15 protein-coding genes are annotated in these 16,754 nt (G+C 46.9%); 7 read left to right on the forward strand and 8 right to left on the reverse strand.

Annotation, left to right across the window (positions count from 1 at the left end):
• Positions 1-185: 185 nt before the first annotated feature.
• The 5 genes from P8O70_11700 to P8O70_11720 all read left to right on the forward strand — a co-directional run bounded on the left by P8O70_11700 (position 186) and on the right by P8O70_11720 (position 5,217).
• Positions 186-1,316: a fatty acid desaturase gene (locus P8O70_11700; protein ID MDG2197528.1), complete on the forward strand. Its 1,131-nt coding sequence runs from the start codon at positions 186-188 to the stop codon at positions 1,314-1,316.
• Positions 1,317-1,612: 296 nt separating this feature from the next.
• Positions 1,613-2,563, forward strand: a complete 951-nt coding sequence (locus P8O70_11705; protein ID MDG2197529.1) for a substrate-binding domain-containing protein — start codon at positions 1,613-1,615, stop codon at positions 2,561-2,563.
• Between the two features lie 60 nt (positions 2,564-2,623).
• Entirely contained in the window at positions 2,624-3,619 is a 996-nt protein-coding gene (locus P8O70_11710) for an ABC transporter permease (GenBank protein MDG2197530.1), read from the forward strand.
• Between the two features lie 2 nt (positions 3,620-3,621).
• Positions 3,622-4,359: an ATP-binding cassette domain-containing protein gene (locus P8O70_11715; protein ID MDG2197531.1), complete on the forward strand. Its 738-nt coding sequence runs from the start codon at positions 3,622-3,624 to the stop codon at positions 4,357-4,359.
• Positions 4,360-4,494: 135 nt separating this feature from the next.
• Positions 4,495-5,217 carry a hypothetical protein gene (locus P8O70_11720; protein ID MDG2197532.1) on the forward strand — a complete coding sequence of 241 codons (723 nt, stop codon included), beginning with the start codon at positions 4,495-4,497 and terminating at the stop codon, positions 5,215-5,217.
• Between the two features lie 12 nt (positions 5,218-5,229).
• Here the strand turns inward: P8O70_11720 and P8O70_11725 are convergent, their stop codons facing one another.
• Positions 5,230-6,825 (reverse strand): DUF2079 domain-containing protein, encoded by a 1,596-nt coding sequence (locus tag P8O70_11725; GenBank protein MDG2197533.1) that lies wholly within the window; start codon positions 6,823-6,825, stop codon positions 5,230-5,232.
• Positions 6,826-7,196: 371 nt separating this feature from the next.
• Here P8O70_11725 and P8O70_11730 point away from each other — a divergent pair, with 371 nt between their 5' ends.
• Positions 7,197-8,798 (forward strand): flagellin, encoded by a 1,602-nt coding sequence (locus P8O70_11730; GenBank protein MDG2197534.1) that lies wholly within the window; start codon positions 7,197-7,199, stop codon positions 8,796-8,798.
• Positions 8,799-9,026: 228 nt separating this feature from the next.
• Here P8O70_11730 and P8O70_11735 read toward each other — a convergent pair whose 3' ends face one another.
• Both P8O70_11735 and fusA read right to left on the reverse strand, forming a co-directional pair.
• Positions 9,027-10,322 (reverse strand): serine hydroxymethyltransferase, encoded by a 1,296-nt coding sequence (locus tag P8O70_11735; protein MDG2197535.1) that lies wholly within the window; start codon positions 10,320-10,322, stop codon positions 9,027-9,029.
• Between the two features lie 87 nt (positions 10,323-10,409).
• A complete protein-coding gene (gene fusA, locus P8O70_11740; GenBank protein MDG2197536.1) occupies positions 10,410-12,530 on the reverse strand; it encodes an elongation factor G in 2,121 nt (706 codons plus the stop codon).
• A gap of 39 nt (positions 12,531-12,569) precedes the next feature.
• On the opposite strand from fusA, the gene P8O70_11745 reads away from it, so the two are divergent.
• Complete coding sequence (locus P8O70_11745) at positions 12,570-12,794, forward strand: hypothetical protein (GenBank protein ID MDG2197537.1); 225 nt, start codon at positions 12,570-12,572, stop codon at positions 12,792-12,794.
• Here the strand turns inward: P8O70_11745 and P8O70_11750 are convergent.
• From P8O70_11750 to P8O70_11770, 5 genes are all read right to left on the reverse strand, one after another.
• Complete coding sequence (locus P8O70_11750) at positions 12,784-13,176, reverse strand: DUF4345 family protein (protein MDG2197538.1); 393 nt, start codon at positions 13,174-13,176, stop codon at positions 12,784-12,786. The two genes, P8O70_11745 and P8O70_11750, sit on opposite strands and share 11 nt — an antisense overlap.
• Positions 13,177-13,184: 8 nt before the next feature.
• Positions 13,185-13,541 carry a hypothetical protein gene (locus tag P8O70_11755; GenBank protein ID MDG2197539.1) on the reverse strand — a complete coding sequence of 119 codons (357 nt, stop codon included), beginning with the start codon at positions 13,539-13,541 and terminating at the stop codon, positions 13,185-13,187.
• A gap of 22 nt (positions 13,542-13,563) precedes the next feature.
• Positions 13,564-14,553 (reverse strand): adenosylcobinamide-phosphate synthase CbiB, encoded by a 990-nt coding sequence (gene cbiB, locus P8O70_11760; protein MDG2197540.1) that lies wholly within the window; start codon positions 14,551-14,553, stop codon positions 13,564-13,566.
• The gene (locus P8O70_11765; GenBank protein ID MDG2197541.1) at positions 14,537-15,982 is read right to left on the reverse strand and encodes a cobyric acid synthase; all 1,446 of its coding nucleotides are present in this window, start codon (positions 15,980-15,982) and stop codon (positions 14,537-14,539) included. The genes cbiB and P8O70_11765 overlap by 17 nt, the downstream gene beginning before the upstream one ends.
• Positions 15,983-15,985: 3 nt before the next feature.
• Positions 15,986-16,754 (reverse strand): aminotransferase class I/II-fold pyridoxal phosphate-dependent enzyme (locus P8O70_11770; GenBank protein ID MDG2197542.1); only part of this gene is annotated, 769 nt, incomplete at its 5' end.

The following is a 16,754-nucleotide window of genomic DNA, read 5'->3' on the forward strand; positions in this document are numbered from 1 at the left end:
AGAATCAATGAAAAAATCCGTTCTGGAACTGTGCCAAGCCTTTCTACCAAAAGAGAGTTGAAATGTGTTTCCAAGGATGCTCTAAAAAGGCTTGTTCCCATTCTAATTGACGAATTTGAGCCTCAGAAGGCTATTCAAAATGAAATACTCTAGAAGCTTGACGACCCTTTCCCAATAAGTTCGCAATGAGTGTCCAAGCCCAAAAACTGATGTCTGAAATTCGCAAGGAACTGCGTATCAAGTGGTATCGCTGTCCAATTGATCCTACCGTTTTGCGAGAACTATCTAAACCAAGTGACCTTCAAGGATTTCAGATGGCTCTTGGACATCTGGGACTCTGGTTGCTCACCGGTGCACTTAGTTTCTATTTTGCAGTTGAACAGCTTTGGTTAGGCTTCCTGCTGACAATTTTTCTTCATGGAACAGTAGGGACATTCTTCAGTGCTCCTCACCATGAGTTGTGTCATGGGACGGTCTTCAAAACCAAGCACTTAAACGAAATCTTTCTGCGGATTTTTTCGACTCTTGGGTTGCAGAATTTCCACATCTACAAGATGAGTCACAGTTATCATCATCGCTTCACGCTGCATCGTATTGCTGATAAAGAAGTGGTGTTGCCCAAGGCCCCATCGCTGAGGTTTCTGTATTTGCTTCAGTTGTTTACTTTCAATATCACGGGTGGGTTTGAATCGAGGGGCTTGTTTCCAGCGATGCGTGGGCTTTTTCGAGTTGCTGCTGACCGAATGGAACAACCTTACAACGAGTGGGGGACAGAATTATATGCTGAATTTCCGGAAGAACGCTTGAAAGCGGTGCGTTGGGCCAGATACCTGATTGCTATTCATCTGGGCTTTGCATTGTTTGCAGTGCTACTTGGTTACCCAATTTTGATTCTGATTGTTTCCTTGCATCCCTTCATTGGCAATTGGTTACGCTATTTCGTTGGGGCTCCGATGCACTGTGGTCTACGCAGTGATGTTCCAGATTTCCGAAAGTGTGTCAGAACCATCACCTTGGATCCGATCTCAGAGTTTCTTTACTGTCACATGAACTGGCACTTGGAGCATCACATGTTTGCGGCAGTTCCCTGTTACAACCTGAAAAAATTGTATGAGGCAGTCGCCGAAGACATGCCCAAACCTCGCACCCTGATCAGTTCTTGGCAAGAGATGCTAGCGGTCGTCAAACAACAGGAAGCAGATCCTGCTTATGAATTTGACACTCCTGTCCCTCCCCAAAGAACAAGAATAGAGAAAGAACAGCAACTTGAATTGGAGGCTTCCATCGGTGATTTGGCTCCCACTGCGATTGCTTAATTTTGTTGAACTCAACGGTAAGCAATGATTTCAAATCACTAATTTTTATGGATGAATTATCTGTGGGAAGAAGCATCTTCCCACACTGTATTTTTCTTCGCTCATAACCTGCCACTTTATAACTGAATTGCTGTTTGCCTTCAGAGTTTCCTGATAAATCAGATTCTAAAGATTTCGATAGACGATCACCGAATCTTCTTGCTCCCCAGAAAGACTTGATATATATGTTCGCAGCAAAGGTTGCGGAGGTTGTTAGCCTCCCCCTTTTCTTACAATCAATTTTTGAGGAGGTTTCGATGAAGCTCAACCGAATGTTCTGCAAACTGATACTGACTGTGGCCTCTATGCTGTACTTGGCGAGTGCAGTATTTGCCAAGGATTTAGTGATCATGACTTCTTTGCCCAGCATGGAGTTCCCCTTCTTTGTGCACATGCAAAAGCAATTGGATGAGGAAGCTAAACGAATTGGTGGAATCAAGCTCATCGCAGCGGATGGACAGAACAAGGTGCCCAAGCAGACAGCGGATGTGGAATCAGCAATTATTCAGGGAGTGGACGGAATTCTAATCAGCCCAATTGACGTCAATGCGATGGCTCCTGCGCTGCAGCAAGCGATCGACAATGGGATTCCTGTAGTTACTGTAGACCGCTACGTTGGTGGTGTACCCAGAATCTATGCCCACGTGGGTGCAGACAACGTCAAGGGAGGTGAGGCTCAAGCTCGGCTAATCATGGAGCGCTTCCCGAATGGAGCAACCATTGTCAACTTGCAGGGACAGCCGGGAGCATCTCCAGCGATTGACCGTAACCGAGGCTTGCACAACATTCTTGATGGAAACAGCAAATACAAGATTGTTGCTGAGCAGACTGCTAATTGGTCTAGAGATCAGGGGATGACAGTTACAGAAAACATTCTGACCGGTCTAAGTAGCGCTCCGGATGTGATCAATGCTGCTAACGACGATATGGCGTTGGGTGCGATGGAAGCTGTCAAGGCACGTGGAATTGATGTTCAGATCCTTGGCTTTGATGCCCTTCCAGAAGCGATTGCTGCAGTACGTGATGGCTCCTTGATGGCCACAGTGGAGCAATTTCCTGGAGGCCAAAGCAAGACCGCTTTGAACCTACTAGTGAATGACCTGCGTAGTGAGATGAAAGCCTACAACCGGGTAATTTCTCTCAACCCTATCACCATCACCTCTAATAACTACCAAAGCAACGCTGAGAGAATTAGCGAGGTGAAGTAGTTTCCAAACTATCTGAGGGATCTTGATTGAGATCTCTCTTCCCTTCTTTGATTCCCCATCATGCTCAGTAATCGAAAGAACCTTCTCTACTACGTAGGGTTGTTTTCTCCTCTCATCTTTCTGATCCTCTTGATTCTTGTATTTTCGCTTCTGCACCCCAGATTTTTGCATCCTTTGAATATTTTCAATGTGATGCGGCAGATTTCAATCGGTGGACTAATTGCTCTTGGAATGACTTTCGTGATCATTGTTCGAGGCATTGATTTGTCCGTTGGATCACTGCTTGCCTTATGCGGTTTGGTAGGAGCAGTGGTTGCCAAGGGAGGCCTGGTAGAGAGGTTCTCTGTGGGAGCTAATGCAGATCTTGTGAATCCTTGGTATTGGGCCTTGATCGGTTCTGTTGGGATTGGTCTGCTTGCTGGCGCACTGAATGGGCTGTGCATCACCAAGCTGAAAGTACCTGCCTTTGTTGTTACTCTTGGGGGGCTGTCAGCGTATCGGGGAGCCGCGTTGATTGTTTCAGATGGGGGCCCAATCAGCGGTTTTGATGATGCCTATCGCTGGATTGGTCAAGGAAAAATTGGTGAAGTACCGATTCCTGTGATCATCTTTCTAGTGTTCATCATCCTCTGCCATATCGTGTTGCGCTACACGGTTTATGGACGTCACATTTACTCAGTAGGTGGCAATCCTGAGGCTGCTCGCCTGGCAGGTATCAACACGGACCTGATCATCACCAGTACTTATATCATCACGGGCTTTTTTGTTGGACTCTCGGCCTTCATCTTGTCAGCTAGGCTTAACTCTGCGGAAGCAGTAGCTGGGATGGGCTATGAGTTGACAGTGATTGCAGCGGTAGTGGTTGGAGGGACGAGTCTGTTCGGTGGTACTGGGAATATTCTGGGAACGATCATTGGTGCCATTCTATTCGGAGTCCTGCAAAATGGTCTCGTCCTACTCAATGTCTCTTCCTACATTCAGCAAATCATCATTGGCATTATCCTGATTTTAGCAGTGGCCTTTGACCGATTCAGTAAATCAACCAGGCAGGTCTGAAGATGGAACAGGCAGACTACATTGTAGAGATGAACAACATCTCTAAGAGTTTCAATGGGGTTCAGGCCCTGAAAGACGTGAGTATCAATCTCAAAAAAAATGAGGTAGTTGGCATTGTTGGACACAACGGTGCTGGCAAGTCTACTCTGATCAAGATTCTCTCCGGGGCAATTAGAAAGGATTCTGGAACAATCTTGATCAACAAGTCTCCAGTTGACCTTGCAGGGCCCAAAGTAGCACGGAATCTGGGTATTGAAACGATCTACCAGGATTTGGCGCTTGCGGGGAATCTCGATGTTACGGCTAATTTTTTTCTGGGCAATGAAAAAAGTCGCTACTTCTTCTTGAGAAACAGTTTGATGCGAGAAGAAGCAAAGCGAGTGCTGCAGGAACTCAAAATCCGGATTGAGTCCTATACTGTTCCTGTAGATTTCTTATCTGGGGGACAACGTCAGGCGATTGCGATTGGTAGAGCGATTTACAATAAGGCCAATGTTTTGGTAATGGATGAACCTACGGCAGCCTTAGGGATCGAGGAGACTCGCCGAGTTGGGGAATTGATCAATCAACTGAAAAAGCAAGACGTGGGGATCTTCCTAATCAGTCATGACATTCATGATGTCTTTGATTTCTGTGATCGTATTGCAATTCTGAAAAATGGTAAAATTGTGGAAATTTGCCGTTCCACTGATGTTACTAAAGACGATGTGATCTCGATGATTATCAAGGGGTCTCGGTAGGCTGAGAATCTGAAGCTCTTTTTTCTGGCCCAAGGCCGAGGCCTATCAATTCGCTTCCTCACGAAAATACATCCACCTATATACCCAAACGAAATGTAGGCAGAGAATCAGATTCTTTGCTTGAGAGTCTACTCCATGTCTATTGCCCTTTTGTTAACAGCAACGACCAATCCCGGTGAAACGATCAATGTAACCGTGAACTCGGTTTCTGACCGCCGCCAGCAGTATCTGGAGGCGCTGGAGTTTTACTTGGGGGTTGGAGCTTTTGAACAGATCATCTTTGCTGAAAATTCGGGTGATGATCTGGAGTTTTTAGTTTCGGCACAAAAAAAGGCAGCCCAAGCAGGGATTGAATTAGAGCTACTAGAAAAGTGTGGATCTAACGAATGGCCAAGCTATGGTAAGGGCCGTGGAGAGCTTTCCATCATTCAGCAAGCCTTTTCTCGATCCAAATGGCTACAGGAGGAAGGGACACGAGCACTTAAAATCACAGGACGATATACAGTCAAAAATGTTGTGGGGCTAGTGGAGAAGATCAACCAAACTGATGCAGAAGTATTTTGTGATCTAAGAGGGAATCTCTCTACAGCTGATGCAAGGTTATTTGTTGGAAGTAGAAGATTTGTGGAAGAGGATTTTTATCCAAGATTTGATTCAATCGATGATCGAAAAAAAATATATTTCGAACATGTGCTTGCTCAGGCAGTTCATTCTAGTATGAGCAAGGGGAGGAAGTGGGAGTTGTTGCCAGAACTGCCACTGATTGAAGGGATTAATGGTACCACTGGTGAAAAGATTAGAACATCTCTTTCTAAGAAAATAAGATATCAATTAAAGAAAAAGCTAATTAGGTACTAAGAAATAAGTTATCTACTTAGATAAGTTATTAACGTAAAGAAGAATATAGTCATATCCACCAACTAGTTCAAAATTTTCTTTCGCTTCTAAACTGTGCACACAACTATCTAAATTTTCAACCATAAATGAATTAGTTCCCTTCACCAAAAGCCAGTAGTTCCTTTTCAACGCGAGCTGATGAAATTGGTCCGCTTGCTTCTCCCCACATGGATACTGGTCGGAGCCTGCAATGTAATTCACTTCTCTTTGCTGAAAATGAACTCCTAGTGAACTTTGGACAGCAACTCCATGGTCAAGTGGATACTGCTTTTTTACCTCGCTCAATTCCTGATGTATTTCAGAATGCTTCGCTGTCGGCCAAGCACTTTTGAGCTCCTGACCTATACTGGAAGGCATCAATAAGGATGTTCCAATAATCCAAACTAGCATAAGTATTTGTTGTGTCCTATGTGTGATGAATTTCCAATACTTCTGCCAGTCCTGTGTACTCAAAATAACTAGGACAGCAATTAATAGAAGTGTCCCAGCTACATCATCATAATGATAAGAGTTGCTTCGCATTGCTTCTCGGGCTGCGATCAGATTCACCCCAATCGCAGGACCAGCCATAATTCCAATTCGGAAATAGAGCAAAGGTAGGAAAGCCAGAGGAAACAGCAGTTTCCAGCTGTAGGTAACCTTCCCTGGAATATTCCCCAAGAAGTCCAGAGCAGGTACAGACCAACTTGGTTGATTCCCACGAAAAAATGGCATTACACCATAAATAATCGAGAATAAGGCAGTTAGTCCGAGGACAATCAAAACAAACCCAGTCCAGAACTGCTCTTTTCTTTGCAAAACCAAGTAACAACCAAATCCGAGTGGCACAATCCCCATGTGCTCTTTTAATCCAAGTAAGAACAGAAGTCCTAGGCTGAATTTGAACCACTCTTTTTTCTCAAGCCACAGGAAACAGAAAACGATAACCGGAGGTGCCAAACAGGAGGGTTGCCACTCGTACCATAGACTGGCCACTGTTGGTTTGTACCAGAGTAACCAGGCTGAACTGACCAACAGGGTTAGAACAATAGCTCTTTCAACTTGTTGGTTCTGATATTTGGCAAGTTGCCAGAATCCCAAAGGTACTAAAGTGTATGAGAGGATTTTTGCTAGAACCACCCAGATAAAGTGCGGATAGATCCAGAAAAAAGGAGCCAGGATGCCGATTGAGGGTGTGAAATGATCAGCCCAGGGATGGACTTCGTAGTGAGACCACCTCAATTCTCCCTGAGAAATATTATAGATAATGTTGCTGAAAATACCGGAATCCCAGATGCTCCATTGGAAGCTCAGATAGCGCAGCGTAGCTCGTAAGCAACAAAGCAGAAAAAATATTCCAAGAGCCCACTTCCCATACACGAAGGCCTGATTGATTGGTCTTTCCGATGGCCAGTTGATCGTGAAAACGTTCTTATCTTGCCACAAACGCCACCCTGCAAAGGGCAACCAGCAGATCAAAGGGAGTATATAAAGATCTCTCCCCCCAATCCCCAGAAACCATATCAGGGCAGTTCCACCAAGCACAAAGATAGTTCCGAGGTGATAGCTGAACTTTAGAGTTGAGTCCATCGCTAGGCTGTTTTTGGTATCTTCTGAAGGAGATGACTATTAGGAAGAGACAAGGTGGAACAAGCTTTTTCATGAAACATACACTCCGCTAAGAGTGAAAAAACAGAAAATGAAATTACTACGCCAAGCACAAGTGGATGATTCCAGTTCAGCCCTAGGCTTGATGGCATTCAAATTACAGGAGCACCAAGATCCCTCAGTTTCTGTTTGAATCAATCAAACTCTAAACGACCACTGCAGACAAAGCCGTCAAACCTCCAAACCACATAAATATTTTGAAATTCAGGCTAAAGTTCTTCAGCAAGCTGTCGATAACAGGAACATAGAGCATTTTGGATTGTTCACCGTAACATTCACCCTGGAGTCAGGCCATGCGCATCAAGCACAACATTTCCTCACTTAATTCACTGCGCCATGCAGGTAACACGATGGATCGTGTTAAGGATTCATTGCAGAAGTTAAGTTCGGGACTCAGTATCAACTCTGGTGCAGACAGCCCCGCGAATTTGATTGCCTCTGAAAGAATGAGGGGACGAATCATTGGTTTGCAGCAAGCACACGAGAACGCATCACTGTCTGTTTCGATTGTTCAGACCGCTGAAGGTGCTTTGAACGAGATCAGCAGCATTTTGCTTCGACTAAAGCAACTAACGGTTCACGCTGCTAACGAAGCCACCAATGACAAGCAGATGCTTGCCGCAGATCAGCAAGAGATTGAACATTTGTTGAGCTCGCTGGATCGAATTGCGAAAAACACGGTCTGGGGAACGAAAAACCTTTTAGATGGATCAATGGGCGTCAACGGAACAACCGTTGGTGAAAATCTTCGTTTCATTTCGGCAGAGGCCTACACTAACATGTCTCCTGAAGACGGGTTTGAAATTGACATTACTCAGGTGGCAAATCGAGCTGAAAAGAAGGGGATCATTCCGATTGATGTTGAAAATATGGGAGAAGGCTTAGTGCTCTTCCTGAATGAAGGGGGTAAGAATGCTACCATTGACACTCGCTTTGGAGATTTTAAAGTAGAGATTGAAAAGATTCGCAAAAACGCCATAGAAAATCCCCAGAGATTCCCTCCTGAAGATATGTCACGTGATATTCGAACTATCGTTGTCAATCGGCTTCAATCTGCAATTGATGAAGCAGGATTGGCACTGCACGCCTTCATGGATCCTAATGGGTTACTGACAGTGCGCCACAACGATTTTGGGGACAAGGCCATTTTCTCAGTGACAAGTTCTATCGCTGGTATTGGTTCTGAGGAAGCAAATGTGGCTTCTTTCTCCAAAGCTGGTAAAAATGTAGAAGGAACGATTGCTGGTCAAATTGCGATGGGTGATGGACAGTTCCTGACGGCGATTGATGGTACAAAAGCCAGTGGAGTCACAGTGGCGTATGAGCGAGAGATTGGCTTGAAGGAAGTGCCAGTATTAGATCAGCGCGGTGTTCAGGTTGGGACTGAGTTTATTGAGGAATCCAACGAGGAAGTCGTTGGTGGCGGCCCAGAAGGATATGTTCACGTAGCTCAGTTCTCGAATGAGTTTCAGCTTGGGCCTAATGCTGGACAAAGTGAGCGACTATCCTTGAAGAACGTGAAAGCCAACATGCTTGGTCAAGGAATAGAGAACAATAGTGGGTTTCAAAGCCTTACAGACATTGATGTGACCACCTCACAGGGAGCTCAGGACTCTAATAAGGTTGTGGACGCTGCAATTGATCAAATTTCAACACTACGAGCTGATCTTGGGGCGTTCCAGAAGAACGCTCTGGAAAGTAATCTGAACAGTCTCCGAATCGCAGAGGAAAATCTGACCAGCGCAGAGTCAACCATTCGAGATGCCGATGTAGCCCAGCAGATGTCCCAGTTGACTGGTGATCAGATCATGCTCTCAGCGAATACCGCCATGATCGCTCAAGCCAATCAGGTTCCGCGAACCGTTCTTGGATTGATTGAAAATTCATCTTTCTAAGCTGACCCCACAGGAGTCTGATAACCTTCAGGCTCCAGCCTCCTCCCTCATTTCTCTCTTCCTCTTCGATCTCCGTTTCCCAGCAAAGAAAAACAGTTCCATAGAATAGAAGACGCTATTCTGGCTGCGCTTCAAAATCTCTGAGAGTGTTATTTGATTCGAACAAAGGTGAGAGCCGTGACTGACCTAGCCAATCTCAGCTCTGTATGGTGATGAAAGCAGAATCCTTTAGCAGTAGCGGACTTCGCTGAAACGGGAGCGAAGTCGGATTACTTCATTGGTCACAGATTTTTGTTTGGCAATTACTGCAGTCATCAACTCTGCCAACTCCCCCATTTGTTTGGGTCCCATGCCACAACGAGTCATCTCTTGTACACCGATTCGTAGACCGGAAGGGTTGCGAGGATCCTGATCTCCAGGGAGCATGTTGTAATTGCTGATGATGTTGCTTTCAGCAAGTCGTCGAGCAATTTCCTTACCTGGTCCAAACGAAGAAACGTTAATCGCAATCTGGTGGCTCTGCGTAAATCCAAACTCTTTCGCCTCCACTGGAACTCCAGCTGTATCTAGCGCACTTCCAAGGGCTTGTGCGTTTCGAATAATATCGGCGGCGTAGTTTTTTCCATGCACCTTCATTTCTCGAATTGTCAGGGCTAGTCCGGGGATCGTATGCAGGTGGTGGTTACTGGAAGATCCTGGCATCACTCCACGATCCACACTGCTCCACCATTTCAATTCCTCTGGTGAAGTCATGTTGCCAAGAATGACTCCTCGTTGTGGTCCCGGAAAGGTCTTGTGTGTACTTGCTGTGATCAGATGTGCGCCTTCGGCAAATGGTTGCTGAAACTGTCCTCCCAGAATCAGTCCTAAAACATGAGCCGCGTCATAAAGTACCAGAATGCCATTGGCTCGACAGACTTCTGCAACCTGACCCACTGGTTCTGGAAAGAGGAACATACTCTTGCCAAGAATCACCAACTGTGGCTGCTTTTGCTCTACCAGATCTACACAGGCAGGTCCATCTAAGTGGTATCCATCTGGCGTTGTAGGCCAAAAAGCCATGTTGATCGAATTTTCTTTCTGTAAAGCCAGCACCTGTCCACGCACTTGAATTCGCCGGCCAAAGACCCCAATCGGATTATGGCTTATGTGGCCTCCAACATCGATTGAGTTACAGAGAACCGTATCTCCACCTCGTAACAATGCCAGTGCAACAGCTGTGTTGGCCTGGTTACCGCTGATTGGCCGAACATCTGCCTGCTGGCATCCTGCTAGTTCAACCATTTCCCTGGTTGCCAGAGCCTCTACCTCATCAATGAAACGAGTTCCCTCATAATATCGCTGATCGGCTTCTGGGGTGTTGGGGTGTCCTTCTGCGTAGCGACACATGAAGTCATTGCCTTCGATTTGTTGAACGGCAGGGGATTGAACATTCTCACTAGCAATGAGATTGATACATTCCTGACGACGCCAGCACTGCTGGTTTTGCACAATATCGAGGATGTCTTGTGTTACGACACTCATCAGATTTCTCCGCAGGGAATTTGGAAAGACCGGCAGGGGGGAGGCAGGAAGTCAGGGTGCTTGCGGAACCAAGCAACCCGCTTAGGATCAATCGTCTTCGTCGCGAAGCTTCTCGGCACGTTCCTTCATTACTTTCTCTTGAATGAAGGATGGACAAGCTGTGTACTTCTCAAACTCCATTGAATATTGTGCCTTGCCGGCAGTCATCGAACGAAGTTCTGTCGCATAGCCGAACATCTCACTCAATGGCACTCCAGCAAGAATGACCGTTTCGTCTCCTTGCACCTCTGAACCATAAATGACGCCGCGTCGAGAACTCAAGTCTCCAATCACAGAGCCTTGGTAGTCACTTGGTGTCTCTACTTCGACCTTCATGATTGGCTCGAGAAGAATAGGCTGAGCCTTGTTAACCGCTTGCTTCATCGCTTGTCGTGAGGCGAGGCGATAGGCCAGGTCACTGGAGTCCACATCATGATATTTACCATCGGTCAGGGTGACTTTAATGTTCACCATCGGGAATGCTGCGAGAGGCCCCTTGATCATCACATCCTGAAAGCCCTTTTCACATGCGGGGATGTGTTCTGCGGGAATAGCACCGCCGAAGATGCTGTTGATAAATTCGAAGGGATCTTCACTGTTATCTGGAAGTGGCTCAATCTTTCCGCTAACACCAGCATACTGACCAGAACCACCAGTCTGCTTTTTGTGTAGATAGTCGAAGTTCGCTGCAGCCGTGATTGCTTCACGGTAGTTAACTTGAGGGGCTCCCACGATAACGTCAGCGTTGTATTCACGCTTCATCCGCTCAATGTAGATATCGAGGTGAAGCTCACCCATTCCAGAAATGATAGTTTCGCCAGATTCTTCATCTGAGGAAACTCGGAAGGTTGGATCTTCACGCATGAAGCGGGAGAGTGCCTTGCTCATGCGCATATGCGCATCGTTATCTTTGCCTTTGACAGCCAGTGAAATTACTGGATCAGGGACAAAAATAGACTCACAAGCGACTCGTGTATCTCCTCCACAGAAGGTGTCTCCAGAGGCACAATCCACACCTACCATCGCAACAATATCTCCAGCCTCGGCAACGTCAATATTCTCACGATCGTTGGAGTGCATACGCACCATCCGGCCAACTCGGAGTTTTCTTCCTGTACGTGAGTTGACAACCTGATCACCCTTACGCAGACGGCCCTGATAAATGCGGGTGTAAGTCAATTGACCAAACTGCTCTTCTGTCAGTTTGAATGCCATGGCGACAAGGTCTCTATCTGGATCACATTTCAACTCCACTTTTTCCTGCTCCTCATCACCCCCTTTGACGACGGTGGCCACATTGGCGGAAGCTTCCAGTGGGGATGGCAAGTAGGTGTTTACTGCGTCCAATAGTTTCTGCACACCTCGATTTTTGAAGGCTGAACCAAGATAGACTGGAACAAATTCAAGGCTGTTTACACCCTTCTTGATCGCTGCATGAATTGCCTCTTCCGTAATTTCTTTTTCTTCCAGCAGGTCTTCCATCATTTGCTCGTCAAACATCGAGACAGCTTCCAGCATTTCCTGGCGCTTCTCTTGAGCGTCATCAACCATGTCTGCAGGGATCTCTTCCTCACGCACAGTCTCGCCATTGTCTCCATCAAAGAAGCAGGCCTTCATGGTGACAAGGTCCACCACCCCATCATGATTCTCTTCCAGACCGATGGGGAGTTGCATGGCAACCGCGTTCAAGCCGAGGACATCGCGTATTCCCTGGATTCCTCTCCAAGGATTTGCACCCATCCGGTCCAACTTGTTGATGAAGGCTAATCTGGGTACCTTGTAGCGCTTCATCTGTCGGTCTACCGTGATGGACTGCGATTGCACACCAGAGACTCCACACAGCACAAGAATGGCACCATCTAAGACACGTAGCGAACGCTCTACTTCTACGGTAAAATCCACGTGTCCAGGAGTGTCAATGATGTTTATCTTCTTGTCTTGCCACTGCACTGTAGTGGCTGCAGAAGTGATAGTGATTCCTTTTTCGCGTTCGAGGTCCATGTGGTCCATCGTTGCGCCGGCACCACCACCGCGGACTTCCTCGATTTTGTGAATTCGCCCAGCATAGAAAAGAACGCGCTCTGTCAGAGTCGTCTTTCCGCTGTCGATGTGTGCCGAAATACCGATATTACGTGTATTCTGAAGAATTTTCTGAGATGCCGCATCCATAACAGTTATACTGGCTCGCGTGAGGTATGGGATTGGGCCATGACAGTTTTCCAACTTGGTTGGTCAGCAAATCGGGGGAAACACCAAGTATCGGCAGAGGGGAGAGACCGTGGTTGCAGCAGGTTTCTTCAGCGTCTGGCAGGGTCACTGATGCCCACTATGCTTGAGGGAAATGTCAAGTGGCTTGGAAAAATAACAATCTATCAAAATAACGAAACTCTCTGCTGCAAGCAAGCTTTTTGTCATCAGGAAGTCAAGACCTGAGCTTCTGTCCAAAAACCAATAAAATCGTAATCAGTAAGCTACCCGCTTCAAAACCCAGCAATTGAAGGGTGAAAGTGTCATCTGGTTGATCAAGCAGAATCCCGGCAATACGCCCTGCAGTGATTCCTCCATAACACGAAAGAAGTAGCCAAAGCCCAATTCCTGACCAGTTTGCCCGAAAACTTGTGACTACTAGAAAAATCCCCAAGGCGATTTCCAGGCCCCCGTAAACAGCCCGTAATTCAGCTAATCCAGCTGGGCTTTCGGGTACCAGACCAATCGCACTAGCCATGGTTGTGGGTTCAATCAGAAACCAAACTCCTAGACCAAAAAATGCGATTCCCTGAAGCAGTAGAAATCCTTGAGCCAACTTGGTCAGCATAGGTGAACTCATTGAAGGGTGTCGCGCCGTAGATCTTCACTAAGTGATTCCCGCAATTCTGAAGCAGGTAACTTTTGGAGTTCCTCTTGGAAATCATTTAGAAATCCGGCATAGAGTAGTCCTAGTTGCCCTTCCAAACGCTGCTTCGAGCGTTCATAGGCTCGTTGAAATCTTGGAAGCACCTTTGTGCGTTGTTGACGAAACTGGTCAGCAATTTCTTCCAATTCCTCAGGATCCAACATACGCTCTTTGGCTTCAGGGACTTGCTGCAAGGAGTTCCACTCTTCCTGCTCAAGTTCGCGCCGTTGCGCCGCTAGTCGATCTTCCCAGTCCTGTAACTTGCGCACGAGAACTTGTAGTTCCATTGGTTCGATAGAGTCAATAATTTCAATTAAAAACAGCAATCAATAGGCTGATGATTACTAGAAGTAACAGTGTAGTGTATCGATTCAGACGGATTAGTCTTGGAATAGAGTCAGCACTAACTTGTGTAGTATCATCAGAATGACCCAGCCAGGCGTTGTGTTGAAGCCTGCCATTTTTCCATTTTTCACCCACTAGCCGAACACGCAGTGCACCTGCTGACGCAGCTTGTCCCCAACCAGCGTTGGGTCCTGGCATGTATTGGTGCTGAGACAATCCAATCGACCATGCCATACGGCTATCGTAACCCGGCAGAATCCAAGCCGAAATACTTAAAAGCACCCAGGTCAACCGAGCCGGCAGCCAATTCATGAGATCATCCGCTCTTGCTCCAAACCAGCCAAAGCGCAGGTAGCGCTCATTACGATAGCCGACCATTGAGTCCATAGTGCTGATTACCTTGAAGGCAAGCATGCCTGGAATGCCTCCCAAAGTCAGCCAGAATAAGGGAGAAACCACTCCGTCAGACAAGTTTTCGCTAAGACTTTCTAGGGTTGCTCGATTACAACCTGCGAGACCAAGTCGTTCTACATCACGTCCCACTAATTGGGATACTTCCTCCCGGGCTTTCATCAAATTGCCATCGGCAGTAGCTCGCCAAACTCGTAACCCATGTATCTCCAGATCTCGCAAAGCTAGCAGACTGTAACCCAGAAAGAGATCCAGACTCCAACCGAGGACTGGATGTAAACTGCCGAAAATTTTTTGCAAAAGGAAGTAACAGCCTAATACGATCCCTAAAAGCAGCAGGCCAAGCAGGATGCCTCCCGTGTAACCATTCCATCTTCTGGCAAACAGCCATCGCTCCAGGTAACCCAGCAAGTGGCCAATCAGCCGAATTGGATGAAACCGATAAACGGGATCTCCGAACCAAAGATCCAGAAGGAAGATTGACCAGAGCAACAACAGAGGAGTCACCCAACTGGTAAGGGTGAATTCAGCAAAGCCCGTCAAGAATCCTCGACAAGTTACAGTGGCGCTCAATCAGATCAGCCAATCGATCCAACTCTCGCAAATTTTCCTGTGCATGGTCCGGAATGGGTTGAATTTGCTTTCCAGTAAGCTGTAGCAGTCGGTTTGCTACCTCACCCTTATCGAAGATGCCGTGCAGATAAGTTCCGAGAATTCTCTGCTTTTCATCCCAGACACACAATCCTGACGGCTCGACCAAATCCATCCATTTTGCTTGCTGTAGTTGGGATCTTCCTGCATGAATTTCGTAGCCACTCACTTTACATCCTTTGAGAATTCCCTGCCCTTCGTATTCAGCAAGCTGCAGGATCTTGGTAGCCACCATCTCAGTGCTTAAGGGCAGAACACCCATACCAGATGCACCATCAATTGTGCCTTCAATTCCTTCAGGGTCGGTAATCCACTCTCCCAGTATCTGGAACCCACCACAGATTCCCACCAGCAGGAAGTTTCCCTGATGCTGCCGAATCCAGTTTTCCCATCCCCTTTCTCGGAGAATTTGCAAATCAGACAAGGTGTTCTTACTACCTGGTAGGATCAACACGTCTGGCAGTCGGCCATTCGGAGGCTTCTCCAGATATTCTAGAGAAATGTCTGGTTGACGTTGTAGGGGAGCAAAGTCGGTAAAATTTGAGAGTTGCGGTAAATGGACAACATGAATTCGCAGGGATGCGTCTTCACGCGGAGTTGAGCGAATTTGCTGGGAGTCCTCCTCGTCAAGCTGGAAAGAATCGTAGGGAATGGTACCTAGTACTGGTAGCGGAACCTGTTTCTCAAAGAGCCGGATACCTGGTTCGAGTAAAGTGTAATCCCCCCTAAACTTGTTAATCAGGCAGCCATAAAGCAAGGGATGATACTCTGTCTGAATGAGATCATAAGTCCCCTTGAGCCAAGCGAAGACTCCTCCGTGATCAATATCCCCCACTAACAAAACCCGGGCGTTGGCATGGTGAGCCATCCGCATGTTTGAAAGGTCGGTCTGCTGAAGGTTGATCTCGGCAGGACTGCCTGCTCCTTCAAGTATCAACAACTCGAAATCACGGGACAGGTCATCATAAACCTTCCGGACAATCGTGAAGTTTTCTTCTGCCAGTTGATAGTAGTCGCGATAGGCGTAGTTCCCAATGGACTTGCCAAGGCGCACGAGCTGGGATTGTCCCTGTCCTTGGGGTTTGAGCAAGATCGGATTCATCCGCACATCCGGTTCCAATCCAGCAGCTTGAGCCTGCAGAACCTGGGCTCGCCCCATCTCCTCTCCAGAGCGAGTGACTCCTGAGTTCAGCGCCATATTCTGCGCTTTGAAGGGGGCCACTCGAATACCACGTCTTGCAAGTAGACGGCAGAGGCCGGCACAGAGAAGACTTTTGCCTACTCCAGAACCTGTTCCCTGCAGCATTAGTGCTTTGGCCAAGACTCAGCGCTCCAATTGCTTCAGGATGGAGAGAAATCGCTGAAGGCCCTCACGATGTTGAAGAGAAATCCGTAGATGGTTGTCAGCTAAACCTGGGTAGTGCTCGCCCCAAAGCATTGTGAGATTTTTTGGAGAGCATTGTTCTCTCAGAGGAGCCAATAACTCTGAGGTGATCTGAAAGAGATTGTAGGGAGCTTTGCCAGGGACGATCTTGAGGTGGGAGTGACATTGCAATTGAGGCAAGATCTCCTGACGGAGATCAGCCAGTTCCTCACGCTGGACAGTGGGTTCCTGATGAACCAACTCCAAGCCAATTTGCTGGAGCCATCCAGAAATTGAGGTAGCAGAAAATCTCTTCGAAAGAAAAGCCAGCAGATCCAGATTACCTGTAACCAAGTAACTTGAACCCAGCCCAGGCCAGCCGTGTGATTCTGTCAATGTTCTCAACACGATCAGATTAGGACGAATCGTGGGGACCAAGCTGTTCGTTGAATCCAGATCTACCAAAGCAAGATCTGACTCATCAATCATGAAGCAGGTTTGTGGATTATCATCAATGAGTGACAACAAAGTTTTTCTGGAAAAACACTGACCGGTTGGGTTGTGTGGATTGCCCAACATTATCAAAGCTACAGAAGATAACTCATTTTTGAGTTGGCTTTCATTGAATTGAAAATCCTCTTCCTGCCTCAGATCAAAAGAAATTTGACGTAATCGGCATAAGGTGGTTACCCGTTCGTAAGCAGAGGAACAAGGTCGGGGCAACAACACA

This window comes from SAR324 cluster bacterium (assembly GCA_029245725.1).
Classification (GTDB): Bacteria; SAR324; SAR324; order SAR324; family NAC60-12; genus JCVI-SCAAA005.